This is a genomic window from Streptomyces sp. NPDC090445, assembly GCF_044769385.1.
Lineage (GTDB): Bacteria > Actinomycetota > Actinomycetes > Streptomycetales > Streptomycetaceae > Streptomyces.
Genome location: NZ_JBIVXV010000036.1, coordinates 31,504 through 55,848, shown reverse-complemented (window position 1 = coordinate 55,848; position 24,345 = coordinate 31,504). Strand labels below are relative to the sequence as shown.

At 72.1% G+C, this 24,345-nt stretch carries 22 protein-coding genes; 10 read left to right on the top strand and 12 right to left on the bottom strand.

What is annotated here, in order from left to right; genetic code table 11:
• Positions 1-12 precede the first annotated feature (12 nt).
• The 5 genes from ACIQUT_RS36300 to mce all read right to left on the bottom strand — a co-directional run bounded on the left by ACIQUT_RS36300 (position 13) and on the right by mce (position 8,727).
• Positions 13-789 (bottom strand): ABC transporter permease subunit, encoded by a 777-nt coding sequence (locus ACIQUT_RS36300; protein WP_403569478.1) that lies wholly within the window; start codon positions 787-789, stop codon positions 13-15.
• Between the two features lies 1 nt (position 790).
• The gene (locus ACIQUT_RS36295; protein WP_403569476.1) at positions 791-1,783 is read right to left on the bottom strand and encodes an ATP-binding cassette domain-containing protein; all 993 of its coding nucleotides are present in this window, start codon (positions 1,781-1,783) and stop codon (positions 791-793) included.
• A gap of 178 nt (positions 1,784-1,961) precedes the next feature.
• Positions 1,962-2,897: a cellulose-binding protein gene (locus tag ACIQUT_RS36290; protein ID WP_403569474.1), complete on the bottom strand. Its 936-nt coding sequence runs from the start codon at positions 2,895-2,897 to the stop codon at positions 1,962-1,964.
• Positions 2,898-3,094: 197 nt separating this feature from the next.
• Positions 3,095-7,624, bottom strand: a complete 4,530-nt coding sequence (scy, locus tag ACIQUT_RS36285) for a polarized growth protein Scy (protein ID WP_403569472.1) — start codon at positions 7,622-7,624, stop codon at positions 3,095-3,097.
• Positions 7,625-8,277: 653 nt separating this feature from the next.
• Positions 8,278-8,727 (bottom strand): methylmalonyl-CoA epimerase, encoded by a 450-nt coding sequence (gene mce, locus ACIQUT_RS36280; protein ID WP_403569470.1) that lies wholly within the window; start codon positions 8,725-8,727, stop codon positions 8,278-8,280.
• A 137-nt stretch (positions 8,728-8,864) separates the two neighbouring features.
• Here mce and ACIQUT_RS36275 point away from each other — a divergent pair, with 137 nt between their 5' ends.
• A complete protein-coding gene (locus ACIQUT_RS36275; protein ID WP_403569468.1) occupies positions 8,865-10,067 on the top strand; it encodes an acetyl-CoA C-acetyltransferase in 1,203 nt (400 codons plus the stop codon).
• Between the two features lie 70 nt (positions 10,068-10,137).
• Here ACIQUT_RS36275 and ACIQUT_RS36270 read toward each other — a convergent pair whose 3' ends face one another.
• A complete protein-coding gene (locus ACIQUT_RS36270) occupies positions 10,138-11,352 on the bottom strand; it encodes an RNA-guided endonuclease InsQ/TnpB family protein (protein ID WP_403569467.1) in 1,215 nt (404 codons plus the stop codon).
• Positions 11,353-11,537: 185 nt separating this feature from the next.
• Between ACIQUT_RS36270 and meaB the strand changes: the two genes are divergently transcribed.
• Positions 11,538-12,497, top strand: a complete 960-nt coding sequence (gene meaB, locus ACIQUT_RS36265; RefSeq protein WP_403569465.1) for a methylmalonyl Co-A mutase-associated GTPase MeaB — start codon at positions 11,538-11,540, stop codon at positions 12,495-12,497.
• Between the two features lie 137 nt (positions 12,498-12,634).
• Positions 12,635-12,709, top strand: coding sequence for a 50S ribosomal protein bL37 (locus ACIQUT_RS36260; RefSeq protein WP_099895366.1), 75 nt, complete (start codon positions 12,635-12,637; stop codon positions 12,707-12,709).
• A 191-nt stretch (positions 12,710-12,900) separates the two neighbouring features.
• On the opposite strand, the gene ACIQUT_RS36255 is transcribed toward ACIQUT_RS36260, so the two are convergent.
• From ACIQUT_RS36255 to ACIQUT_RS36240, 4 genes are all read right to left on the bottom strand, one after another.
• A complete protein-coding gene (locus tag ACIQUT_RS36255) occupies positions 12,901-13,404 on the bottom strand; it encodes a MarR family winged helix-turn-helix transcriptional regulator (protein WP_403569494.1) in 504 nt (167 codons plus the stop codon).
• Between the two features lie 63 nt (positions 13,405-13,467).
• Positions 13,468-14,376, bottom strand: coding sequence for an AIM24 family protein (locus ACIQUT_RS36250; RefSeq protein WP_403569463.1), 909 nt, complete (start codon positions 14,374-14,376; stop codon positions 13,468-13,470).
• Positions 14,277-14,927, bottom strand: a complete 651-nt coding sequence (locus tag ACIQUT_RS36245; protein ID WP_403569461.1) for an AIM24 family protein — start codon at positions 14,925-14,927, stop codon at positions 14,277-14,279. Before ACIQUT_RS36245 ends, ACIQUT_RS36250 begins: the two co-directional genes overlap by 100 nt.
• A complete protein-coding gene (locus ACIQUT_RS36240) occupies positions 14,927-15,565 on the bottom strand; it encodes an AIM24 family protein (RefSeq protein WP_403569460.1) in 639 nt (212 codons plus the stop codon). The genes ACIQUT_RS36245 and ACIQUT_RS36240 overlap by 1 nt, the downstream gene beginning before the upstream one ends.
• 187 nt (positions 15,566-15,752) lie before the next feature.
• On the opposite strand from ACIQUT_RS36240, the gene ACIQUT_RS36235 reads away from it, so the two are divergent.
• Both ACIQUT_RS36235 and ACIQUT_RS36230 read left to right on the top strand, forming a co-directional pair.
• A complete protein-coding gene (locus tag ACIQUT_RS36235) occupies positions 15,753-16,118 on the top strand; it encodes a DUF3817 domain-containing protein (RefSeq protein WP_403569458.1) in 366 nt (121 codons plus the stop codon).
• Positions 16,115-16,405 (top strand): MTH1187 family thiamine-binding protein, encoded by a 291-nt coding sequence (locus tag ACIQUT_RS36230; protein WP_385684821.1) that lies wholly within the window; start codon positions 16,115-16,117, stop codon positions 16,403-16,405. The genes ACIQUT_RS36235 and ACIQUT_RS36230 overlap by 4 nt, the downstream gene beginning before the upstream one ends.
• A 178-nt stretch (positions 16,406-16,583) precedes the next feature.
• Here ACIQUT_RS36230 and ACIQUT_RS36225 read toward each other — a convergent pair whose 3' ends face one another.
• The gene (locus ACIQUT_RS36225) at positions 16,584-17,585 is read right to left on the bottom strand and encodes a DUF5937 family protein (protein WP_403569456.1); all 1,002 of its coding nucleotides are present in this window, start codon (positions 17,583-17,585) and stop codon (positions 16,584-16,586) included.
• 133 nt (positions 17,586-17,718) lie between these two features.
• Here ACIQUT_RS36225 and ACIQUT_RS36220 point away from each other — a divergent pair, with 133 nt between their 5' ends.
• The 4 genes from ACIQUT_RS36220 to ACIQUT_RS36205 all read left to right on the top strand — a co-directional run bounded on the left by ACIQUT_RS36220 (position 17,719) and on the right by ACIQUT_RS36205 (position 21,827).
• Positions 17,719-18,987 (top strand): MFS transporter, encoded by a 1,269-nt coding sequence (locus ACIQUT_RS36220; RefSeq protein ID WP_403569454.1) that lies wholly within the window; start codon positions 17,719-17,721, stop codon positions 18,985-18,987.
• A gap of 21 nt (positions 18,988-19,008) precedes the next feature.
• Positions 19,009-19,518, top strand: coding sequence for a MarR family transcriptional regulator (locus tag ACIQUT_RS36215; RefSeq protein ID WP_360635698.1), 510 nt, complete (start codon positions 19,009-19,011; stop codon positions 19,516-19,518).
• A 203-nt stretch (positions 19,519-19,721) separates the two neighbouring features.
• On the top strand, positions 19,722-20,051 hold the full coding sequence (locus ACIQUT_RS36210) for a DUF3817 domain-containing protein (protein WP_403569452.1): 330 nt from the start codon (positions 19,722-19,724) through the stop codon (positions 20,049-20,051).
• Between the two features lie 75 nt (positions 20,052-20,126).
• Positions 20,127-21,827 carry a methylmalonyl-CoA mutase gene (locus ACIQUT_RS36205; protein WP_403569450.1) on the top strand — a complete coding sequence of 567 codons (1,701 nt, stop codon included), beginning with the start codon at positions 20,127-20,129 and terminating at the stop codon, positions 21,825-21,827.
• Positions 21,828-21,999: 172 nt separating this feature from the next.
• Here ACIQUT_RS36205 and ACIQUT_RS36200 read toward each other — a convergent pair whose 3' ends face one another.
• Complete coding sequence (locus ACIQUT_RS36200) at positions 22,000-22,632, bottom strand: TetR/AcrR family transcriptional regulator (protein WP_403569448.1); 633 nt, start codon at positions 22,630-22,632, stop codon at positions 22,000-22,002.
• Positions 22,633-22,963: 331 nt separating this feature from the next.
• Here ACIQUT_RS36200 and ACIQUT_RS36195 point away from each other — a divergent pair, with 331 nt between their 5' ends.
• Positions 22,964-23,965, top strand: coding sequence for a tetratricopeptide repeat protein (locus ACIQUT_RS36195; RefSeq protein ID WP_403569446.1), 1,002 nt, complete (start codon positions 22,964-22,966; stop codon positions 23,963-23,965).
• The last annotated feature ends 380 nt before the right edge of the window (positions 23,966-24,345 follow it).

Here is a 24,345-nt window from a genome sequence, read left to right as displayed (position 1 = left end):
ACCGCGGCGACGTCAGGCGTCGCGGTTCTTCAGGACGAGGAAGCCCCCGATCACCGCGGCGAGCGCCCAGGCGACCATGATCGCGAAGCCGCCCCACGGGCCGTACGGCGGCTCGTTGCCGTCCAGAGCGACCTGGACGGTCTGCATGATCGCGCCGCCGGCCTGGTTCGGGAGGTACTCGGCGACCGTCTGGGTGGCTTCGACGGAGCTCAGGATCGGCGAGATGAGGAAGAAGAGCGGCAGCAGGATGCCGAGGGCCAGCATCGAGCTGCGCAGGATCATCGTCATGCCCATGGAGAACAGGGCCAGCACGGCCATGTAGAGCCCGGCGCCGACCACCGCGCGCAGCACGTTCGGCTCCCCGATGGCGATGCTGTGGTCGCCGAGGAGGGACTGTCCGGTGAAGAAGGACACGAAGCTGGTGACCAGGCCCACGACGAGGGCGAGGGCGGTGGCCGCGGTGAGCTTGCCGGCCAGGAAGCTGCCGCGGCGCGGCACGGCGGCGAGCGAGGTGCGGATCATGCCGGTGCTGTACTCGGTGCCGACGACCAGGACGCCGAAGACGATGACGGCGGCCTGGCCGAGGGTCATGCCGGCGAAGCTGGCCATGGTCGGGTCGAAGGTGAGCTGCTGCTCCTTCGGCATGTCCTCGAACGTGGAGTCGATGAAGCCGCAGAGCAGGGCGCTCAGGCCGACCGTGACCACGAGGGCGGACGCCAGGGTCCAGACGGTCGAGCCGACGGTACGGATCTTGGTCCACTCGGACTGGAGGATCGCGGGGAAGGACATGTCACTTCCCGCCCTTGCGGTCGGCCACGAGGAGCCGGCTGTCGGCGGCGGTGCCCGGGTCCGGCAGTGCCGCGCCCGGGGTGCCGGGAGCATGGGCGTGGTACTCGACCGAGTCCGCCGTCATGCGCATGAACGCTTCCTCCAGTGAAGCCCGCTGCGGGCTGAGTTCGTGCAGCACGATCCCGTGCTGCGCGGCCAGTTCGCCGAGCTGCTCGGAGGCCACTCCGTCGACCTCCAGCGCGCCGCTGTCCGGGACGGCGGCCGCGTCGATTCCGGCCCGGTGCAGGACGTCCTTGAGCTGCTCCTGCTGCGGCGAGCGCAGCCGGACGAAGCTGCGGGAGTTCTGGTGAATGAAATCAGCCATAGGCATATCGGCCAGAAGTCTGCCCTGGCCGATGACGATCAAATGGTCCGCCGTCAGCGACATTTCGCTCATCAGATGCGAGGAGACGAAGATTGTCCTGCCCTCGGCGGCGAGCCCCTTCATCAGATTGCGGATCCAGAGAATTCCCTCCGGGTCCAGGCCGTTGACGGGTTCGTCGAACATCAGGATTTCCGGGTCGCCGAGCAGCGCAGCGGCGATTCCCAGCCGCTGGCCCATTCCGAGCGAAAACCCTTTCGATTTCTTCTTCGCCACGGGCGTCAGCCCGACGAGGTCCAGCACCGCGCCGACCCGGCCGGCCGGGATCCGGTTCGCCTGGGCGAGGCAGAGCAGGTTGTTGTAGGCGCTGCGGCCGCCGTTCATCGCCTTGGCGTCCAGCAGTGCACCGATGTGCTTCAGTGGCTCCGACAGGTCCCGGTAGTGCTTCCCGTTGATCCTGACCGTCCCGCTCGTCGGGCGGTCGAGGTCGAGCATCATGCGCATGGTGGTCGACTTGCCCGCCCCGTTGGGGCCGAGGAAGCCGGTCACCACCCCCGGTCTGACCTGGAAGCTGAGGTGGTCGACGGCGGTCTTCGCGCCGAATCGTTTGGTAAGGGCCTCAAGCTCGATCATGCCGCTCACGCTAGAACGCCAGAGGGCCCCACGCCACCTCGAAAGGGTGACAGGGGGCCCTCTTGTATGACGTTTCGCTACCGGCGAGTAGACGGCGTGTCAACCGCCCGTACGGGCGGGCCGTGCGGTAGCGCGTGCACCGCGCGCGCGGCGCGGGGCGGCACCGGCGGAGGCGTCGTCAGCGGCTCTGCTGCGCCGGGACGCCGCGGACCGGCTCGTCGTCCATCGGGGAGCCGGCGGCGGCAACGGCCGCACCGGTCAGCGTCGCCAGCATCTCGCGGACGTTGGTCAGCTGGGCGTTGATCGAGTCGCGGCGGTTGGTGAGCGCCGCCAGCTCGCGCTCCGACTCGCTGCGGATGCGGTCCGCCTTGGCGTTGGCGTCGGCCACGATGTCCTCGGCCTGGCGCTGCGCGGTCTCCACCGTCTGGCGGGCCCGGCGCTCGGCGTCCGTACGCAGCTTCTCGGCCTCCAGGCGCAGCTGCTCCGCGCGGTGCTCGATCTCCGCGAGGCGCTTCTCCGCCTTGGCCTGACGCGAGGCCAGGTCGCGCTCGGACTGCTCGCGGCGCTTGGCCAGGTTCGTCTCGAAGTCGGCGGCGGCCTGGGCGGCCTTGGCGCGGGTCTCCTCGAACAGGGCGTCGGCCTCCTCGCGCTTGGAGGCGGCGTCCTTCTGGGCCTCGGAGCGCAGGGTCGCGGCGTCCCCCTTGGCCTTCTCGACGATGCGGACGCCCTCGTCCTCCGCCTTCGCCTTGCGGTCGGCCGCGAACGACTCGGCGTCGTTGCGCACCTGCTGGGCCGCCGACTCGGCCAGCTCACGGTGCTGCTCGGCCGCGCGACGGGCCTCCTCGCGCAGGTCCTTCGCCTCTTCCTCCGCCAGCCGCAGGATCTTCTCGACCCGGGCGCCGAGACCCGCGTACGAGGGCTCCGCCTCGCTCACCTGGGCCTGGGCGTTCTGCGTTTCGAGGTGCAGCTCCTCGATCCGCTTTTCCAGGGCACTGATACGTCCAAGGGCGCTGTCGCGGTCGGAGACCAGCTTGGTGATGCGGTCGTCCACCTGACCGCGGTCGTAACCACGCCGCACGAGCTCGAAGCCGAAGGGGGAGGATGTGTCGCTCATGGGGTTCCTGTCGATGAGACCGATGAGGTGCTACGTGAGGTGTTAAGGGGAATCCTAGGCGCCCGAGCGGCGTGTCATCGAGTCAATCCCAGTTTGATCTGGACAATGACACCCCTTTTGAGTGGCAAGACGGCAGAATGCTTGTCACTCGTTCGCCTGAACCTTCATCAGGTGCACACAAACCATCCTCGCGTGGGCTACTCCGACGACTTGCCACCCGAACGAGTGGAACCCGCGCCGGCCCCGGCCTTCACGCCCCCCGAACCCTGGCTGCCGATCGAAGGCTTTCCGCCCGCAGGCGCCTCGAATGATTCCAACGCCTCAAGAACGTCCTGGACACGGGAAATCTCCGCCTGGATGTCCTCCCGCCTGCGCACCAGGACCTCCAGCTCGCGCCGGCCCTCCTCGACGATCCGCTCGGCCTCCTCCTTGGCCTCCGCCAGGGCGGCCTCGGCCAGCCTCGACAGCTCGGCCTTCTTCTGCTCCGCCTCCTTCAGCAGCGTCTCCGCCTTGCGGACCGCCGCGATGCGCACCTTGCTCGCCTCGCTGCTCGCGTCCGACACCAGGGCCTTGGCCTTCGCCTCGGCCTCCTCGCTCTGCTCGGTCGCCGCGCGCACCAGCTTGTCCACGCGCTCGCCGGCCGACTTCATCTGCTCGGCCGTCTCGCGGCGGGCCCGCTCGTGCAGCTCCTCGATCTCGCTCTCGACGCGGGAGCGCAGGTCCTCCGCCCGCTCCCTTATGGCGGCGGCGTCCGAACGCGCGCCGACCAGCAGCTCGTCCGCGTCCGTACGGGCCTTCTCCACAAGGGAGTTGCCCTCGACGGTGGCCTCCGCGGAGATCCGCTTCGCCTCCTTGCGGGCGGCGTCGACCATCTGGTCGGCCTGCTCCTCCGCGGCCGTCGTCGCAGCCACGGCCTGCGCCTGCGCGTCCGCGGCGAGCGCGTCCGCCTCGGACGCCGCCTCCGTGATGAGCCGGTCCACCTGCTCCGCGGCCTCGGTACGCCGCTTGCCGGCCTCCTCGCGCGCCTCGTCCAGCAGCTGCTCGGCCTCCTCGCGCGCCGAGGTCAGGGTGAGCTCCGCCTCCGCGTCCGCGTCCGCCTTGACCCGGTCGGCCTCCGAACGGGTCCGCGCCGCGTGCTCCTGCGCCGAGGACAGCGCCTCCGAGGCCTCCGCGCGCAGCCGCTCGGCCTCGGCCTCGGCCTCGCCGACCGTCCGCTCGTTGTCCCGGCGGGTCTGCGCGGTGAGCTTGTCCGCCTCGGACGACGCCTCCGTGATGAGCCGGTCCGCCTGCTCCGCGGCGTCCGTGCGCAGCCGGTTGGCCTCCGCCCGCGCCTCGTCCAGGGTCTGCTCGGACTCCCGCTCGGCGCTCTCCAGCGTCTCCGCCGCCGCGGCCGTGACCCGGTCCGCCTCCGCGGTGGCGTCGCCGACGATCCGGCCGCCCTCCACGCGGGCGTCCTCCAGGACCTCCGCCGCCTCGGTGCGCAGCCGCTCGGCCTCCTCGGCCGCCTCGCCGACCGTCAGCTCGTTCGCCGCGCGCACCTCGTCGACCAGGCGGTCGCCCTCGTTGCGCGCGTCGACCAGGACACGGGCCGCGTCCCGCTCGGCCGCGGCCATCGTGTCGGACGCCTGCCGGGTGAGCCGGTCGGCCTTCGCCTCCGCCTCGCCGAGCGTCTTCTCCGTCGCGGCGCGCGTCTCCTCCGTGAGGCGCTCCGCCTCGGACGCGGCCTCGGAGACGAGCCGGTCCGCCTGCTCCGCGGCCTCCGTGCGCAGCCGGTTGGCCTCTGCGCGGCCCTCGTCCAGGACGCCCGCGGCCTCGATCCGGGTGGCCTCCGCCACCTCCTCGGCCTCCGTCACGAGGCGCTCCGCCTCCGCGGCCGCCTCGGTGACGGTGGCCTCGTTGGCCGTGCGCGTCTCCTCGGTGATCCGCTCGGCCTCCGCCGTCGCGTCGGCGACGATCCGCACGCCCTCGGCGCGCGACGCCTCCAGCGACTCCCCTGCCTCGCCGCGGATCCGGTTGGCGTCCCCGCGGGCGTCCGCCCGGGTGCGGGCGGCGTCGCGCTCCGCCGCGGCCAGCGCGTCCGTCGCCTCCGTACGCACCCGCTGGGCGTACTCGGCGGTGTCGGTGCGCAGCTGCTCCGCCTCGGCGATCGCGTCCGCGACGGTCCGCTCGGCCAGCGCCTTCGCCGCATCCGTCTCGGTGCGCGCCTCGGTGCGGATCCGGTCGGCGTCCCCGCTCGCCCGCTCGCGCTCCTCGTAGGCGTCGGCGCGGACGCGGGCGGCCTCCTCCTCGGCCTCCGTACGGGTGCGCTCCGCCGCGTGCTCGGCGGCGCTGCGCAGCCCGGCGATCTCCTCCTCGGCCTCCTCGCGCAGCCCGGACACGGAATCCCGCACCTGCTGGGCGGTGGCCTCCGCCGCCGACACCAGCTCCGTCGCGCGCTGCTCCGCCTCCTCGGTCAGGCGCGCCGCCTCGGCCTGCGCCTCCTCCGAGCGCTTGCGGGCCGCGGCCAGCAGCTCCTCGCTCTGCTCGCGGGCCTGGGCCCGCTCGCTGTCCGCGTCGGTCCGCGCCGACGCCAGTGTCTCCTCGGCCTCCCGGCGGCGCCGGGCGGACTCCTCCTGCGCGGCGGCCAGCGCCTCGGCCGCCTCCGCGGCGACCCGCTCGGCGGCGGCCTTCGCCTCGGCACGCAGCCGGTCAGCCGTCTCCTTGGCCTCCGTACGGACCCGCTCGGCCTCGGTCTCGGCCTCCGTACGCAGCCGTACGGCCACCTGCTCGGCCTCGGCCCGCGCCCGGCCGGCGTCGTCCGCCGCCTCGGTCCGCAGCCGGTCGGCCTCCGCCTCCGACTGCTCCCGCAGGCCGCGGATACGCTCCGCCGCCTCGGCGCGCAGCCGGTCGGTCTCCTCCGCGGCCTCGCGGCGGATGGCCTCGGCCGCGCCGCGGGCGTCGCGCAGCGTCTGCTCGGCCGTGGCCAGCCGGCCCTCGGCGTCCGTGTGCAGGCGGGTGAGCTCCTCCTCCGCCTCGGCGCGCTTGCCGGCCAGGGCCTGCTCGGTCTCCTCGCGCCGGGCGCGGGCCGCGGCGTCCGCCTCGGCGCGCACCGCCTCGGCCTGCTCCTCGGCCTCGGCGCGCAGCCGCTCGGCCTCGGCGCGGGTCCGCTCCAGGGTCTCCTCGGCCTGCCGGCGCAGGGTGGTGGCCCGCTCGACGGCCTCCGCGCGCACCCGCTCGCTCTCGGCGGTCGCCCCGGCGCGCAGCTCGTCCGCGTCCGCCTTGGCCTTGCCGAGCAGCGCCTCGGCGGTCTTGGCCGCCTCCTCGATCTGCTGGACCGCCTCGCGGCGGGCCTCGCCGCGGATCCGCTCGCCCTCGGCCACGGCCTCGGCGCGCAGCTGCTCCGCCTCGCCGCGCAGCCGCCGCGCCTCCTCCTGGAGCTGGACGGTGCGGGCCCGGTACTCCTCGGTGTCGTCCTTCGCGGCGCCCTTCAGCTCCGCGGCCGCGTCCGCGGCCTGGGCGCTCAGCCGCTCGGCCTCCGCCTCGGCCTCGCGGCGGATCCGCTCGGCCTCCTCGGACGCGGCCCGGGTGGTGGCCTGCGCGTTCTCCGACGCCTTGGTCAGCATCTCCTCGGCCGTGCGGGCGGCCTTCGCCATCTGGGCGGCCGTGTCCTCGGCCGCCGCGGCGCGGGCCTGCTCCGCGGCCGCGGCGCGCTGCCGCTCCACGTCGGCGCGGGCGTCGGCGAGCACCTGCTCGGCCTCGGCCTTGAGGGTCTCGGCCTCCTTGGTGGCCTCGCCCACCAGCCGGGCGACCTGCTCCTTGGCGGTGCGGGTGCGCTGCTCGTTGACCGACTCCGCCGAGGCGAGCTGCCGGGCGGCGCTCTCCTTGGCCTCGGCGAGGACGCGCTCCGCCTCGGTACGCGCCTCGCGCAGGGCCCCGTCGGCCTCCTGGACCCGCTGCTCGGCGACGCGGCCGAGGTCCAGGGTCTGCTGCCGGGTCTGCTCCGCCTCGGCGGTGCTCGCCGAACGCAGCCGCTCCGCGTGGTCGGTGGCCTCCTGGGCCTGCGTCGAGGCGGCGGTCAGCAGCCGCTCCGCCTCCTTGCGGGCGCGCAGCAGCGTCGCCTCGGCCTCGGTACGGGCGGCCTCGGCGTCCGCGGCCATGCGGCGGCGGGTCTCCTCGGCGACGCGGGCGGCCTCGGCCCGGGCGGCGTTCAGGGACTGCTCGGCCTCGGCACGGGACTCGTCCATGAGCCGGCGGGCCTGGGACTCCGTACGGGCGCGCAGCTGTTCGGCCCACGCGACGTTCTCGTTGACGTGCGCCTCGACGGTCTGGCGGCGCTCGTTGAGCTCCTGGTCCAGCCGCTGGCGGCGGTTGACGGCCTCGGTGTGCAGCTCGGCCTGGAGCCGGGCCTGGTGCTCGGCGTGCTCCTGGAGGATGCGCTGGGTCTGGGCCCGGGCCTCGCGCAGCTCGCGCTCGGCGTCCGAACGCATCTGGTCCGCCTGGATCTGGGCGTTGCGCAGCAGCTGCTCCGCCTGGTATCCCATGTCCGCGCCGTCGTACGCGGGGCGGGACGCGAGCGCGCGCCGCACCTCGTGCAGCTTCGCGCGCAGGACCTCGACCTGGTAGCCGAGGTCCTCGGCGTGCTGGACGGCTTTTCCGCGCTCCTTCTTGAGCCGCTCCATCTCCGCTTCGAAGAGCGAGAGATGATCGGCCTCAGCCTGAAGGCTCTCCTGGCTTTCGTAGCCCCGCACAGCGCGGTCCCATCCGTCCCCTGGTCGCAAGCTCACTCCCAAATGAGCACCGTCCGCCCGCTGAACGGCGCCCCCGGGGGAATGGTGTCAGATAGTCGGGCAGGGGTCACAGGCCCCGACCCTGTCTGAAGCACCGAACCCCGGCCGAGCCACGGCCACTCTACCGGCCGGGGAATGGGGACATCAGTGCGTGCTTCCACTGATCCCGGACCCGGTCGGCTGTCAGGTCCCTCCTCGGGGCACGGCGAGGACGGGCCGGGTCGGGAGGGAAGGCCCCTTGAGGGTGGATTTGCGATGTTCGAATGCACGCATCCAGGGGCGAGTCCGGTCTTTCCGGTGCGCATCCGGCCGCGCAGGTCACGCTGTTGCGCCCGCGGAGGGGGAATCCGGCGTCCGCCGCGGCCTTCCCTGCCGGCAACGGGCCGCGTCCCCGGTGCCGGTCCGGGGCCGGGCGGAAGGCGTTCCGCGCACCGCCCGGCATGTGATCCATGTGATCAAAAAGACGTGTCCGTGCGTACCCGGCCTGCCGCCGCCGCGGGTGGTGCGGACGGTCCGGACGCGGACGGCACCCCACGGCCGGTGGTGCGCCGTCCGCAGAGCCGGGACGCCAGGGACGGCCGGTCGTCCCGGTCGCCCCGGTCGTCTCAGTCGTCTCAGTCGTCGTGCCCGGTGTGGGACTCGTGCGGGTTGGAGGTGACCAGCTCGGTGAGGACCCCGTGGCAGTCCTTGGGGTGCAGGAAGGTGATCGAGGAGCCCATCGAGCCCGTGCGGGGCTCGTCGTACAGCACCCGGACGCCCTTGCCGCGGATGGCCTCGGAGTCGCCGCGGACGTCCTCGGTGCCGAAGGCGATGTGGTGCACGCCCTCGCCGTTCTTGGCCAGCCACTTGCCGACCGCGGAGTCCTCGCGGGTGGGCTCCAGCAGCTGGAGGTACGAGGCGCCGCCGTCGGAGGTCTCGTTGATCTTGAGCATGGCCTCGCGGACGCCCTGCTCCTCGTTGACCTCGGAGTGGAACACCTCGAAGCCGTACGTGGCACGGTAGAACTCGACGGTCTTGTCCAGGTCGAAGCAGGCGATCCCGATGTGGTCGATTCTTGTCAGCATGGAACCAGTGGACCGCCGCGGGCGGCGGTCACGCAACGTGCCAGCGATCACACCGACTGCCCGATGACGGCGCGGGTACCGCTCAGTACATTCAGGTAAACCCTCGTTCACTCCTCATCCTCAAGGGGCTGTGCTCCATGTCCGGAACGAACAACACCACGTCCGTGATCGTCGCCGGGGCCCGCACGCCCATGGGACGGCTGCTCGGCTCGCTGAAGTCCTTCTCGGGTGCCGAGCTCGGCGGGATCGCCATCAAGGCCGCCCTGGAGCGGGCCGGCGTCGCAGGCGACCAGGTCCAGTACGTGATCATGGGCCAGGTGCTGCAGGCCGGCGCGGGCCAGATCCCCGCCCGCCAGGCCGCGGTCAAGGCCGGCATCCCGATGAACGTGCCCGCCCTGACGATCAACAAGGTCTGCCTCTCCGGCCTCGACGCGATCGCGCTGGCCGACCAGCTCATCCGCGCCGGGGAGTTCGACATCGTGGTCGCGGGCGGCCAGGAGTCCATGACCAACGCCCCGCACCTGCTGCCGAAGTCCCGCGAGGGCTTCAAGTACGGCGCGATCGGCATGCTCGACGCGATGGCCCACGACGGCCTGACCGACGCCTTCGAGAACATCGCCATGGGTGAGTCCACCGAGAAGCACAACGCCCGCCTCGGCATCGAGCGCGGCCCGCAGGACGAGCTCGCCGCCGGCTCCCACCAGCGCGCCGCGGCCGCCCAGAAGAACGGCGTCTTCGAGGCCGAGATCACCCCGGTCGAGATCCCGCAGCGCAAGGGCGACCCGGTGCTGTTCACCCAGGACGAGGGCATCCGCCCGGAGACCACGGCGGAGTCCCTGGGCAAGCTGCGCCCGGCCTTCGCCAAGGACGGCACCATCACCGCCGGCACCTCCTCGCAGATCAGCGACGGCGCGGCCGCCGTGGTCGTGATGAGCAAGGCCAAGGCCGAGGAGCTGGGCCTGGAGTGGATCGCGGAGATCGGCGCCCACGGCAACGTGGCCGGCCCGGACAACTCCCTGCAGTCGCAGCCGTCGAACGCGATCCGGCACGCCCTGAAGAAGGAGGGCCTGGAGGTTTCCGGCCTGGACCTCATCGAGATCAACGAGGCCTTCGCCGCGGTCGCCGTGCAGTCAATGAAGGACCTGGGCGTGACCCCGGAAAAGGTGAACGTCAACGGCGGTGCCATCGCCCTGGGCCACCCGATCGGCATGTCCGGCGCCCGCGTGGTGCTGCACCTGGCGCTGGAGCTCCAGCGCCGCGGCGGCGGCGTCGGCGCGGCCGCGCTGTGCGGCGGCGGCGGCCAGGGCGACGCCCTGATCATCCGGGTCCCGAAGGCGTAGCCCCCTGCGGACCGGCGCCGACACCGGTGCCCGTACCCGTAGCGAGAACGAGGAGCGCAGCACGTTTGACTTACTCCGCTCCCTGACGGAAGGGGAGTCCCACCCTCGCGGGTGGGGCTTCCTGCTGCACCGCGGACGGCCCCGACCGAGAGGAGGACTCCCGTTGAGGTCTTACACCCGCTCCACAGGCGACAACCGCCAGCCCGGCGGCCAGGAGATTCACAGCTGCGTTCCCGTCCCGGTCATGGGCGGTTCCGCAGTTTTTACACGTCCATTCTCGGACGTGCAGGGGCATCGTTTCGGCGACGGCCCCACAGGCGGAGCACAGGCGCGTGCTGGGGAACCACCGGTCCACAGCGACCAGCTCACGTCCGTACCAGGCCGCCTTGTACTCCAGCATCGAACGCAGCTCACGCCAGCCCGCAGCCGCGACTGCGCGGGCGAGCTTGTGGTTCTGCAGGATGTTCCTGACGGTAAGGTCCTCGATCACGAGCGTTTGGTTTTCGCGCACGAGTCGAGTCGTCAGCTTGTGCAGGTGATCGCGGCGTCGGTCGGCGATCCGTGCGTGAATCCTGGCCACCCGGGTACGGGCCTTCGCCCGGTTGTTACTGCCTTTCTCCTTCCGCGACAGCATTCTCTGCGCCCGCACAAGGCGTGCCCGGTCCCGGCGATCGTGTCGCGGGTTGGCGATCTTCTCCCCAGTGGAGAGGGTGATCAGGGACGTCAGTCCGACGTCGATGCCCACCGCATTTGTGCTGGCGGGCATGGGCTCCGGGGTGTCCTCGCAGAGCAGGGACACGAACCAGCGCCCTGCTCCGTCACGGGACACCGTGACCGTGGTCGGCTCCGCACCCTCCGGCAGGGGGCGGGACCACACGATGTCGAGGGGCTCGACGATTTTCGCAAGGGTCAGTCGGCCGTTGGCGTAGCGGAAGGCACTGCGTGTGTACTCGGCCGACGCGTGAGACCTCCGCTTCGACTTGAAGCGAGGATACTTGGCACGCTTCCCCCGGAAACCCATGAAGGCCGTCTGCAGGTGGCGCAGCGTTTGCTGGAGCGGAACCGAGGACACTTCTGCGAGATAGGCCAGCTCGTCGGTCTTCTTCCACGCCGTGAGCATGGCCGACGTCTGTCCGTAGCCCACCCGCTCCTGACGCTTCGCCCACGCCTCGGACCGCGCAGCCAAGGCAAGGTGGTAGACCTTGCGCACACATCCGAACGTCCGAGACAGTTCAGCTGCCTGCGCACTTGTCGGATAGAAGCGGTACTTGAACGCCCGCTTCACAGAGAAAGCCCCCGTGCGCCGGACGCTAGGTGCGGTTGGGATCCGAACACAACCCCAGGTCACAGCATCACGCAGCGGTGCTTCACTGCTGCGCGGCTCCGAGCCGAGGATGCGTCTCTCCCCCGCAAAGCGAAGGTGCTGGCACTTTCGGCTGAAGCCGGGATTTTCCATGCAAGGAGATCGGAATGGCGGTAAACGTTCCCCAGCTGGTGGCCCAGGCGCGTGACGGCAGGCCGAGGGCGGTGGCCCGGCTGATCTCGCTGGTCGAGGGGGCGTCCCCGCAGCTGCGCGAGGTGATGGCGGCGCTGGCCCCGCTGACCGGCGGGGCGTACGTGGTGGGCCTGACGGGCTCGCCGGGCGTCGGCAAGTCCACCTCCACCTCGGCGCTGGTGTCCGCGTACCGCAAGGCGGGCAAGCGGGTCGGCGTGCTCGCCGTCGACCCGTCCTCGCCGTTCTCCGGGGGCGCGCTGCTCGGCGACCGGGTGCGCATGTCGGACCACGCCTCCGACCCGGGCGTGTACATCCGCTCGATGGCCACCCGCGGCCACCTGGGCGGCCTGGCCTGGGCGGCCCCGCAGGCGATCCGGGTGCTGGACGCGGCGGGCTGCGACGTGATCCTGGTCGAGACGGTCGGTGTCGGGCAGTCGGAGGTGGAGATCGCCTCCCAGGCCGACACCTCCGTGGTCCTGCTGGCCCCCGGAATGGGCGACGGGATCCAGGCCGCGAAGGCGGGCATCCTGGAGATCGGCGACGTGTACGTGGTCAACAAGGCCGACCGGGACGGCGCCGACGCGACCGCCCGGGAGCTGAACCACATGCTGGGCCTGGGCGAGGCGCGGGGGCCCGGCGACTGGCGGCCGCCGATCGTCAAGACGGTCGCGGCGCGCGGCCAGGGAATCGACGAGCTGGTCGAGGCACTGGAGAAGCACCGGGCCTGGATGGACGAGCACGGGGTGCTGGCCGAGCGGCGCACCGCGCGGGCCGCGCGCGAGGTGGAGACCATCGCCGTGACCTCACTGCGGGCCCGGATGGCCGATGTGCACGGGGACGCGCACCTGGGTGCCCTGGCGGCGCGGGTGGCGCAGGGCGAGCTCGACCCGTACGCGGCCTCGGACGCCCTGCTGGCCACCCTGACGGAGGGCTGAGGCGCCGAGGAGCGCCCGCTCGGGCTCCCGATGGGCGCTCACCCGCACGGCCGCGCGGGCCCTGCGGGGCGAGGAGGGCGAACGTAGACTGGCGACGCCCGGAATGCCCCGATACCAGCCCATTGAGGGAGTGCGTCATGGCGAAGCGCGGCAACAAGAAGCGAGCGCGCAAGAAGAAGAAGGCCAACCACGGAAAGCGCCCCAACGCCTGACCGCGGCCCCGGCCCCGGTCCTGGCCCCGGCCCCGGTCCCGGCCGAAATCCACAGGAGCCGCACCCCCGTGCTGGGGGTGCGGCTCCTGTGGTGTGCGGTGTGAGCGATGCGTGCGGTGCTGTGGTGATCGTTGTTGCTGGTGATGCGTGGTCTACGCGCGATGACCACCGCGCCGTGGCGCGGGGTGGGATCAGCCCTTGCCGCGCTGGGTGCGCAGGTGCTCCGCGACCGGCTCCAGCGAGCTGCGCAGCGCCGCCAGGGCCTCCGGCGGCAGCAGGTCGATGAAGTGCCGGCGGACGGACGCCACGTGGTGCGGGGCGACCTTCCGCATGAGCTCCATGCCCTCGTCCGTCAGGACGGCGTACAGGCCCCGGCGGTCGGACTCGCAGTTCACGCGGACGACCAGGCCGGCGTTCTCCATCCGGGTGATCTGGTGGGACAGCCGGCTCTTGGACTGCAGCGTCGACGTCGCGAGATCGCTCATCCGCATCCGGTGGTCCGCGGACTCCGAGAGGTTGACCAGGATCTCGTAGTCGTTGTTGGTGAGTCCGAAGGGCTGGAGATCTTTTTCCAGCTGGTGCATCAGCAGTCTGCTGACGTCCAGATGGGTCCGCCAGGTGCACTGCTCGGCGTCGGTGAGCCAGGGGGTCCCCCCGGGCGGAGTCTGGGGGAGGGTGGCCGTCTCGGTCTCCATGGTCTCCATGAATGAACTCTACCTAAGAAGTTGAATGACGTACAAAATCGGGAAAGCTGACGATCACAGTCCGAAGCGCCGCTGGAGGTCCCCCAGCTGCCCCGGCATCCGGATGCCCAGCGACTCCAGCTGCCCCGCGTGACCGTGGCCGCTGCCGCCGCCGGGAACACCCGGCTCTGCGCCGACCGTCCCGACCGCCTGCTCCGCCATCAGCACCTCCGACGACTGCAGCAGCACCGTCCCGGCCCCGACGAACTCGAACTGGTGCTCCTCGCCCGAGGTGCCGCCGATGCCGGTCAGGGAGCGGAGGCCGCCCAGGACGCCCGACATGTACCCGTGGTCGTAATGGTGGCAGGGAGACGGGCAGTCCGCCCAGCCGACGAGCGCCTGCGGGTCCACGCGCAGCGGCGGTTCCATGAACACCACCGGTCCGTTGGACGCCGCCACGAACTTCCCGGTTCCGATCAGGGTCAGGAAACCCGGGACGATGGACTGCTTGAGGGAGAGGGAGGGCTCGTACGCCAGCAGGTTCCCCGACCGGATGGTCAGGTTGCCGTTGTCGAGGTCGAACGAGTTCACGTCGAAGGCGCGGTCGGCCAGCAGCATCTTGCCCTGGCCCTGGGCCACCACCCAGTCGCCGGCGTGCAGCGGGGAGTGGAAGCTCGTGCGCAGCAGCCGGTCGAACCGGCCGTTGCCGATCCCGTCGAACTCGATGCGCCCGTAGTAAGCGATCATCTTGCCCTTCTGCAGGAACCACTCGTTTCCCTTGAGTTCCACGCAGAAGGTGTACGCGTTGACGTTGTCGTCGGAGGGCAGGGTGTACGGGTCGAAGACCGTCGGGCCGCCCGGTCCGCCGGTCACGGGACCAAAATTCACAGCTTCTCCTCCGAGGCCTGTACGTACACGGCACCCTGGCCCGACAGCTCCAGCTGGAACGCCTCGCCCGAGCCGCGCCCCACCATGTCGCGCCATCCCAGCGCGGCGGACAGCTTGTTCCTGACGTCCCCGTGGTGGGCCACGTACGCCTGCGGGTCGACGTGGACCGGCCGGTTCGGGGTGATGGGGAGCTCGATCACCCCGCCGTGGGCCATCACGGCCACCGATCCGTGACCCTTGAGGGTGGTGGTGAACAGGCCCTGGCCCGTCACCTGGCCGCGCACCATGCCCATGACACCCCCTTGCGAGCCCATGAACATGGTGCCCTGCTGGAGCGTGCCGTCGAACGCGAGCAGCCGGTCCGCCTCGACGTACAGGGTCTCGCCGGTCAGGTTGATCACCTGCACGTGGTGGCCGCCGTGGCCGAACATCACCGTCCCGCTGCCCTCGACCTCCATCAGCGGGGTCTGCTCGTTCGCCACCCGGCGCCCGATCATGCCCATGACGCCGCCCTGGCCGCCGGTCAGGCTCGGCGTGAACGACACGCTGCCGCTGTACGCGAGCATCGCGCCCCGCTGGCTGTACATCTTCTGCCCCGGCACCACCTGGGCCTCGACCATCTTCGCGTTGACCTCGCGGAACGGCATCAGACGTCGCCCCCGATGGTGTTGCGCTCGCTGGGCTGCACGTACACCAGGCCCTCGCCCTCGAATCGGATCTGGAACGCCTCGCCCGAACCCTCGCCGATCAGCGTCCGGAAGGTGACCCCCGACTGGAAGGACTGGCGCAGGTCGCCGGTGTGCGCGATGTACGCCCCCGGGTCCACGGACAGCGGGTACTGGGCGCTGACCCGCAGGACCACCGCCGGGCCGTCCGACATGATCGCCGCCTGGCCGGTGCCCTCGACGGTGGTGGTGAACAGGCCGTTGCCGGTCGCGCCGCCGCGCAGGCCGGTGAAGGTGGTGCCGGTGCGCAGGGCCGCGTCCGTGCAGAGCAGGTTGCTGGACTCCACGTACAGCTTCTCCCCGCGCAGGCCGACGAGGTTGATCTCGCTGGCGCGGTCGGCGAAGAAGCACGTGCCGTGCCCCTGGACCTCCATCACCGTCATCTGTTCGCCCGTCAGACGACGGGTCACCATTCCGCGGAGGCCTTCGCCACCGCCGGTCATCTTCTTGAAGGCCATCTGGCCGTCGTACGCAACCATGGAGCCGTTCTTCGCTTTCACGGCATCCCCGGTCAGGTCGACGGCGAGCACCTTGCTGCCTTGGAGTCGGAACTGAGCCACGGGATGACGTTAACGGCAGCGGGCGGAGGCGAACAGGGCCCCCGGGCCCGATACCCGCGGCGGGGCCCGCCGACGGGGTCTGCCGGGCGGGCGCGCCCGGGGCGGCCGAACGAGGACCCCGGGTCAAGATCGGGCAAAGCGGCTGAGACACTGGACGGGCCCCGGACCTCCTCCCCGAAGGTTGATGATGGACATCCAGACCGCCTCCGCCCTGCACCGGCTGCGCCTCGTCTCCGTACCGGAGGCGCTGTCGTTCCCGGCCCTGCTGATCTTCGGTTCGCTGCTGAGCCGGATCTCGGACATCGACTACCTGATGATGCCGCTGGGCGCCCTGCACGGGATCCTGTTCGTCATCTACACGGTGTTCCTGCTGGACGTCTGGAACAAGACCAAGTGGCCGCTCAAGAAGGCCGCGCTGTTCTTCCTGCTCGCCGTGGTGCCGTTCGGCGGCCTGTACGGCGACAAGCTGCTCAAGCGCGAGGAGGCCGACAGCGTCGTCGCGGCCCGGGCGCGCCGCGAGGCGGCCGGCGCGGGCACGGCGGCCGACGCGTGATCGTCGCGTTCTCGGTGACGCCGCTGGGGGTCGGCGAAGAGGTCGGCGAGTACGTGGCCGAGGCGGTGCGGGTGGTGCGGGAGTCGGGGCTGCCGAACCGCACCGACGCGATGTTCACCTCCGTCGAAGGTGAGTGGGACGAGGTGATGGACGTCGTCCGGCGGGCCGTCGCCGCGGTCGAGGCGCGGGCGCCCCGGGTGTCGCTCGTCCTGAAGGCCGACATCCGGCCCGGCGTGACGGACGGCCTGACGTCGAAGGTCGCCACGGTCGAACGCCACCTGTCCTGACGCCCCGCCAGGCGGCCCCGCGGATTCCGGGGCCGCATCCCCGGACCCGGCGCCCGGGCCCGGCCGCGCCTCGCCGCACCGGCGCCCCCGTGGCGTGACGGACCGTCAGGGCCGCCCTCCCGCGCCACCCACCTGCCCCCCCTCGCCGGATGCCCGGCCGACCCGCGAGGCCGCCGCGTCACGGCGGCGGGGGTGCGCCCGTCGCCAGGGCGATGCCCAAGGGGGTGCGCTCGTACAGGATGTGGTGGCCGTGGCGGGACGAGAGGAGCAGGCCCGCTCCGCGGAGTGCCTTCAGGTGCGCGGAGACCGTGGCGGGTGCCAGCCCGAGGTGCCGGGCCAGGGCGGTGGTGGAGGCCGGCTCGGCCAGTGCGCACAGCACGTCCGCGCGGCCCCGGCCGAGCAGCCGGGCCAGGGACTGCGGGGCCGGGCCGGCCGGAGCCGTCCACAGGGCGCCGATGCCGCGGGCCGGGTAGACCAGGGTCGGCTGCCAGGGCGGGTCGTAGCCGCCGACGACCTCCGGCCAGACGAACGCGCTCGGCATCAGCAGCAGCCCCTGCCCGTCCAGACTGCGGTCGTGGTGGCCCGGTTTCCGGATGGTCAGGGTGTTGCCGGACCAGGCCAGGTCCGGGTGGAGCCCGTCGAACAGGGCCTCCAGGCCGCCGGCCGCGAGCCGCCGCGAGTGGAACAGGATGTCGGCCTCCAGCAGCGCACGCAGCCGCGGCCAGTGCGGTGCGATCAGCGCCGTCCAGGCCTGTTCCAGCAGGTCGGACAGTTCCTGCACGGCCCGCGCCGGGTCCGCGAGCATCCGCCGGCCGGCCTCGCTCTCCGCCGCGCCCGGGGTGCACACCAGAGCCCGCCGCAGGTCCTCGCGTACGGCGTCCGGATCCGCGGAGCCGGCCGCCCGGACCCGCGCCAGCTCCTCCTCGAAGGTGACCGACTGCCCGATCGGCGGCGGGCCGAGGAAGTCCGGGTTGTGACCGGCGCGCGGCATCAGCAGCCACAGCTGCCGCAGGTCGAGCCCGTCGGCGGCGGCCCGGATCTGCCGCAGCCAGGGCAGGTGGTAGGCCTGCCGGTGCGGGCGCATCAGGGTGCGCACCGCCTCCTGGGTCTCCCAGCGCGGCGAGATCGAGAACCGGCAGCGCAGCAGGTCGACCGGCCCGAAGCGGAAGTGGAAAGCCATGGTCCGGTCCCTCTCCCTCCTCGTGATCCCCGTGATCCCCCGTCATCCTTCGTGATCCCGCGGTTCCCCGTGAGGGATTCGGGCAGGAACGAATCACTGCCGCGGGCCCACCGCAGCCCCGCAGGGTGTCGGCATGGCCACCACCACCGCCCACCGGGCAGCCCGCGGCGGCTACCGCCCCGTTTTCCGGGTCCGGGAGTTCCGGTACGTCTTCGCCGCCCACCTGCTGTCCGTGCTCGGCATCGTCGTCGCCGAGATATCCCTGACCGTCCTCGTCTTCCGCGCCACCGGTTCGCCGCTGATGAGCGCGCTCGCCTTCGCCCTCGGCTTCCTGCCGTACGCCCTCGGCGGCGTCCTGCTGGCGCCCCTCGCCGACCGCCGCCCCGCCCGCAGCGTCCTCACCGCCTGCGACCTGCTCTGCGCCGGGTGCGCCGCCGCCATGGTGCTGCCCGGCACGCCCGTCGGCGCGCTGCTCGCGCTGCGCGCCGCCATGGCCTTCGTCGCCCCGCTGTTCCAGGGCACCCGCAACGCCTCCCTCGGCGACATCCTGGGCACCGGCGACGCCTTCGTCCTCGGCCGTTCGCTGATGCGGATGGTGGCCCAGAGCGCCCAGCTCGTCGGCTTCGGCCTCGGCGGGCTGCTGCTCACCGTCCTCGCGCCGCGCACCGCCATCGTGCTGACCGCCGCCGGCTTCCTCTGCTCCGCCCTGCTGCTGCGCTGCGGCACCCGGGCCCGGCCCGCCCGGGCCGCCGCCGGGACCTCCGCCGCGGCTGCCGCCCGTACCTCGCCGCTCGCCGGGATCCGGGCCGTGCTGGGCGAGCGCCGGCTGCGGGCGCTGACCCTGCTGTTCTGGCTGCCGCCGGTCTTCGTGATCGCCCCCGAGGCGCTGCTCGCCCCGTACGCCGACGCCATCGGCGCGGGCACCGCCGCGCTCGGGGTGATGATGTGCGCCCTGCCCGTCGGCACCATCGCGGGTGAACTGTGGGCCGGCTCGGCGCTCGGCCCGGAGGCCCGTTCCCGGCTGGTGGCCCCGCTCGCCGCCGCCGGCCTGCTGCCCCTGCTCGTGTACGCCGTCCGGCCCGGCGTGCCGGTGGTCCTCGCCGCGCTGCTGGCCGTCGGGCTGGCCCACGCCCACACCCTCGGCCTCGACCAGTGGTACGTCGACGCCGTCCCCGAGGAGCTGCGCGGCCGGGCGATGACCCTGCTCGGCACCGGCCTGATGGCCTTCCAGGGGGTGGGCATGGCGCTGGCCGGCCTCGCCGCCGAGTTCGTCCCGGTCCATCTGGTGGTCGTCGGCGCCGCCGTCATCGGGACGGCCGTCGTCCTGCTCCTGCTCGCCGAACTGCGCTCCGCCACCCGGGGGAGGGGACCGAGGAATGAGACAGGGCACACCGCCAAATGACCGCCCGGTAGGGTCATATACGTGTCCAAGCCGCTCAGCCTCCCCTTCGACCCCATCGCCCGCGCCGACGAACTCTGGCAGCGGCGGTGGGGGCCGGCGCCCTCGATGGCAGCCATCACCTCGATCATGCGGGCGCACCAGATCCTGCTCGGCGAGGTCGACGCCGTGGTCAAGCCGTACGGCCTGACCTTCGCCCGGTACGAGGCGCTCGTGCTGCTCACCTTCTCCAAGGCCGGCGAGCTGCCGATGTCGAAGATCGGCGAGCGGCTGATGGTCCACCCGACGTCCGTGACGAACACGGTGGACCGGCTGGTGAAGTCCGGGCTGGTGGCCAAGCGCCCCAACCCCAACGACGGCCGCGGCACCCTGGCGAGCATCACGGACAAGGGCCGCGAGGTCGTCGAGGCGGCCACGAAGGACCTGATGGCGATCGACTTCGGGCTGCACACCTACGACGCCGAGGAATGCGCCGAGATCTTCGCGATGCTGCGGCCGCTGCGGGTGTCCGCGGGCGACTTCGAGGAGCGTTAGGCCCGCGCCGGTGCGTCGGCAGGCCCGCGCCGGCAGGCCCGCGCCGGCAGGCCCGCGCCGGTGCGCCGACGGGCCCGCGCCGACGCGCCGCGGGGCCCGCATCGGCAGGCTCGCCGTGGCCCTGCTCACACCGGCCGCCGGCCGCCTGCGGCTTCGTGCTCCCGGCGTCGGCGGGGCCCGGAGCCCCCGCTACGCTCGTGGCCATGAAACGAAGCGTGCTGACCCGCTACCGCGTCATGGCCTACGTGACCGCCGTCATGCTGTTGATCCTCTGCGGCTGCATGGTCGCCAAGTACGGCTTCGACACCGGCGCCGGCCTGACCCTCGTCGTGTCCCAGGCCCACGGTGTGCTCTTCATGATCTACCTGGTCTTCGCCTTCGACCTGAGCTCTAAGGCCCGCTGGTCCTTCAGCCGGATGCTGTGGGTGATGCTGTCCGGGACCATCCCCGGTGCCGCCTTCTTCGTCGAGCGCACGGTCCGCGCCGACATCGAGCCGCTGATCACCGACGACCTGGCCACCGCCGACGCGTAGCCGCCGAACCCCGGGGAGAAAGCTCCTCGGGGTTTCCCATCGACATTTACTAGGACGTCCTAGTAAATTCGAAGCATGGATGCTGACGCCATCGAGGAGGGCCGCCGCCGCTGGCAGGCCCGTTACGACAAGGCCCGCAAGCGCGAGGCCGACTTCACCACGCTCTCCGGCGATGCCGTCGATCCCGTCTACGGGCCCCGGCCCGGCGACGCCTACGAGGGCTTCGAGCGCATCGGCTGGCCGGGCGAGTACCCGTACACCCGCGGCCTGCACGCCACCGGCTACCGCGGCCGCACCTGGACCATCCGCCAGTTCGCCGGCTTCGGCAACGCCGAGCAGACCAACGAGCGCTACAAGATGATCCTGGCCGCCGGCGGCGGCGGGCTCTCCGTGGCCTTCGACATGCCGACCCTCATGGGCCGCGACTCCGACGACGCCCGCTCGCTCGGAGAGGTCGGGCACTGCGGTGTCGCCATCGACTCCGCCGCCGACATGGAGGTCCTCTTCAAGGACATCCCGCTCGGCGACGTGACCACCTCGATGACGATCTCGGGCCCGGCCGTGCCCGCCTTCTGCATGTACCTGGTGGCGGCCGAGCGGCAGGGCGTCGACCCCGCCGTCCTCAACGGCACCCTCCAGACGGACATCTTCAAGGAGTACATCGCCCAGAAGGAGTGGCTCTTCGAACCCGAGCCGCACCTGCGCCTCATCGGCGACCTCATGGAGTACTGCGCCAAGGGCATCCCGGCCTACAAGCCGCTGTCCGTCTCCGGCTACCACATCCGCGAGGCCGGGGCGACGGCCGCGCAGGAGCTCGCGTACACCCTCGCCGACGGCTTCGGCTACGTGGAGCTCGGCCTCTCCCGCGGCATGGACGTCGACACCTTCGCGCCCGGCCTGTCCTTCTTCTTCGACGCCCACCTCGACTTCTTCGAGGAGATCGCCAAGTTCCGCGCCGCCCGCCGGATCTGGGCGCGCTGGATGAAGGAGGTGTACGGCGCGAAGAACGAGAAGTCGATGTGGCTGCGCTTCCACACGCAGACCGCCGGCGTCTCCCTGACCGCGCAGCAGCCGTACAACAACGTGGTGCGCACCGCCGTGGAGGCCCTCTCGGCCGTCCTGGGCGGCACGAACTCGCTGCACACCAACGCCCTCGACGAGACCCTCGCCCTGCCCAGCGAGCAGGCCGCCGAGATCGCCCTGCGCACGCAGCAGGTGCTGATGGAGGAGACCGGCGTGGCCAACGTGGCCGACCCGCTGGGCGGCTCCTGGTACGTCGAGCAGCTCACCGACCGCATCGAGGCCGACGCCGAGAAGATCTTCGACCAGATCAAGGAGCGCGGCCTGCGCGCCCACCCGGACGGCAAGCACCCGATCGGGCCGATCACCTCGGGCATCCTGCGCGGCATCGAAGACGGCTGGTTCACCGGCGAGATCGCCGAGTCGGCCTTCGTCTACCAGCGGGCGCTGGAGAAGGGCGACAAGCGCGTGGTCGGCGTCAACGTCCACCACGGCTCCGTCACCGGCGACCTGGAGATCCTCCGCGTCAGCCACGAGGTCGAGCGGGAGCAGGTGCGCATGCTCGCCGCCCGCAAGGACCGCCGCGACGACGCGAAGGTGCGGGAATCGCTGAAGGCCATGCTGGACGCCGCCCGCGACGGGTCGAACATGATCCCGTCCATGCTCGACGCGGTGCGCGCCGAGGCCACCCTCGGCGAGATCTGCAACGCGCTGCGCGACGAGTGGGGCACCTACACGGAGCCCCCGGGCTTCTAGCCCCTGCACACCCCGGCGCTGCCCGACTTCCCCCGGGGGGCCGCCGGAGGCAGGACGACGGCCGGCCGCGGTGCCGCTGCCCTGAGGCAGCCGCGGCCGGCCTCCTCCGTACGGGGGACAGGACCGGTCCCGGGGGAGCGGGCGTACCGGCAGAGCGGGCGGATCCGGCGGATCAGGCGGCTCCGGCGGCGGCGCCCCGCAGGCCGTGCATCAGCAGGGCCGTGAAGGCGGCCGCCCACGACCCGTCCACCGGCTCCGAGCTGACCAGCGCGCGGTGCACCACGGTGCCCGCGATCACGTCGAAGATCAGGTCCGTGGTGCGCCCGGCGAGGACGGCGTCCTCCTCGTACGGGAGTTCCCCGCGGGCCTGGGCCCGTTCGCGGCCCTGTACGACGAGACGTTTCTGCCGGTCCACGATCGCGGACCGGATCCGGTCGCGCAGGGCCTCGTCCCGCGTGGACTCCGCGACGACCGCCATCAGCGCCGTACGGGCCTCGGGGCGCCGCAGCAGCTCCGCGAACTGCAGGACCACATGCTCGACGTCGGCTTCGAGGGAGCCCCGGTCGGGGAGTTCGAGGGAGTCGAAGAGCTCCGCGACCGCATCCACGACCAGCTCGTTCTTGCCCGCCCAGCGGCGGTACAGGGTGGTCTTCGCGACCCCGGCCCGGGTCGAGACGTCGCCCATCGTCAGCTTCGACCAGCCCAGCTCGACCAGGGCGTCCCGGGTCGCGGCGAGGATCGCGGCGTCCGCGGCGGCGCTTCTGGGGCGGCCGACGCGGCCGCCGGGGGAGCTGGGGTTGCGCATGGCGCAGAACCATACCCGCCAGTAGCGGAACCGCCGGGCGCCTGGGCGTGTGCTTCAGATCACGGGACGCGAGTGCACCCGCGGGGTCCGTGAAGGCGCACGGGGAGTTACGCTACGGCTCGTAGCGTAAGAGCGGCAACCACGCGAACGGCTACCGGCGCCAGGTGGGGACCCGGCGCCACCACAGCACCATCACGGCACCGCCATACGGCAGTTCCGGGGCGCGACAGCAGTGCCGGACCGTTCGACCGCGGGCCGGACCGGCTGCGGCCGGCAGCGCAATTCGGCCGATCTTTTTCGTCGGCGCGCACACAGGGGGGAGGATGTACGCATGCAGCCCAGAAACATGTCCATGAGCGGCGTCGTCGACCTCGCCGCGGTGAAGGCGGCCGCCGAGGCCAAGGCGAAGGCCGAGCAGGCGCGGGCCGAGGCGGCCCGGCAGGCCGCCGAGGGCGGCGCGCCCGCGGCCGGCGGCGCGGTGCCCCCGTCGGCGCTCGTGATCGACGTCGACGAGGCCGGATTCGAACGCGACGTCCTCCAGCTCTCCTCCGAGGTCCCGGTCATCCTGGACTTCTGGGCCGAGTGGTGCCAGCCCTGCAAGCAGCTCAGCCCCGTGCTGGAGCGGCTGGTCGTCGAGGCGAACGGCCGCCTCGTCATGGCCAAGATCGATGTTGACGCCAACCAGATGCTGATGCAGCAGTTCGGCATCCAGGGCATCCCCGCCGTGTTCGCGGTGGTCGCGGGCCAGGTGCTGCCGCTGTTCCAGGGCGTGGCGCCCGAGCAGGAGATCCGCGCGACCCTCGCCCAGCTGGTGCAGGTCGCCGAGGAGCGCTTCGGCCTCATCGGGATCCCGGTGGACCCGAACGCCGAAGGCGGCGCCCCGGTCGGCGCGGCCGCCGCGGAGGTCCCGGCCGGACCGCACGACGCACTGCTGGAGGCGGCCGTGTCCGCGCTCGACGCGGGCGACCTGGCCGGCGCGGTGCAGGCGTACGGGAGCGTCCTGGCGGAGGACCCGGCGAACACCGAGGCGAAGCTGGGCCTGGCTCAGGCCGAGCTGCTCTCCCGGGTCAAGGGCATGAACCCGCAGGCCGTGCGCGCCAAGGCGGCCGAGAACCCGAAGGACCCGCAGGCCCAGATCGACGCCGCGGACCTGGACATGGCCGGCGGCCACGTGCAGGACGCCTTCGGGCGCCTGGTCGACGCCGTGCGGGTGACTGCGGGGGATGACCGGAACGCCGTACGGGTACGGCTGCTGGAGCTGTTCGAGGTCATCGGGGCGGACGACCCCCGGGTTTCGGCGGCGCGTACGGCGCTCTCGCGGGCGCTGTTCTAGGCGGGTCGCGGGCACGGTCCGCCGGGCTGCGGGGCGGCCGCGGACCGGCCGGCGATTTGTTGACACGGAGATAAACAGCGGCCGCACTTTGCCAAAACTTGGCAATGGCGGCCGCTGTTACTCGCAGTAAGTGGAACCCCGTGAACTGCCCGGTGTGTTCCTTTTCCTCCCGATCTGCCATGGCCTTGGGTGGCACTTTGTGTTGCTTCCCGATGGCTGCGGGTCGACCCCTGGTTATCAGGCCGTTACCCGCCAGTAACGAACCCCCTTGTGCCCCGGCCTGGAATGGACCACGATCGGCGACGCTCGGTCCTTCCCGCAGAGCCGCCAGCCGGAGCCGCGGTGGAGGGTCCCCACCGGGCCGGCCGGTGACAGTGGCA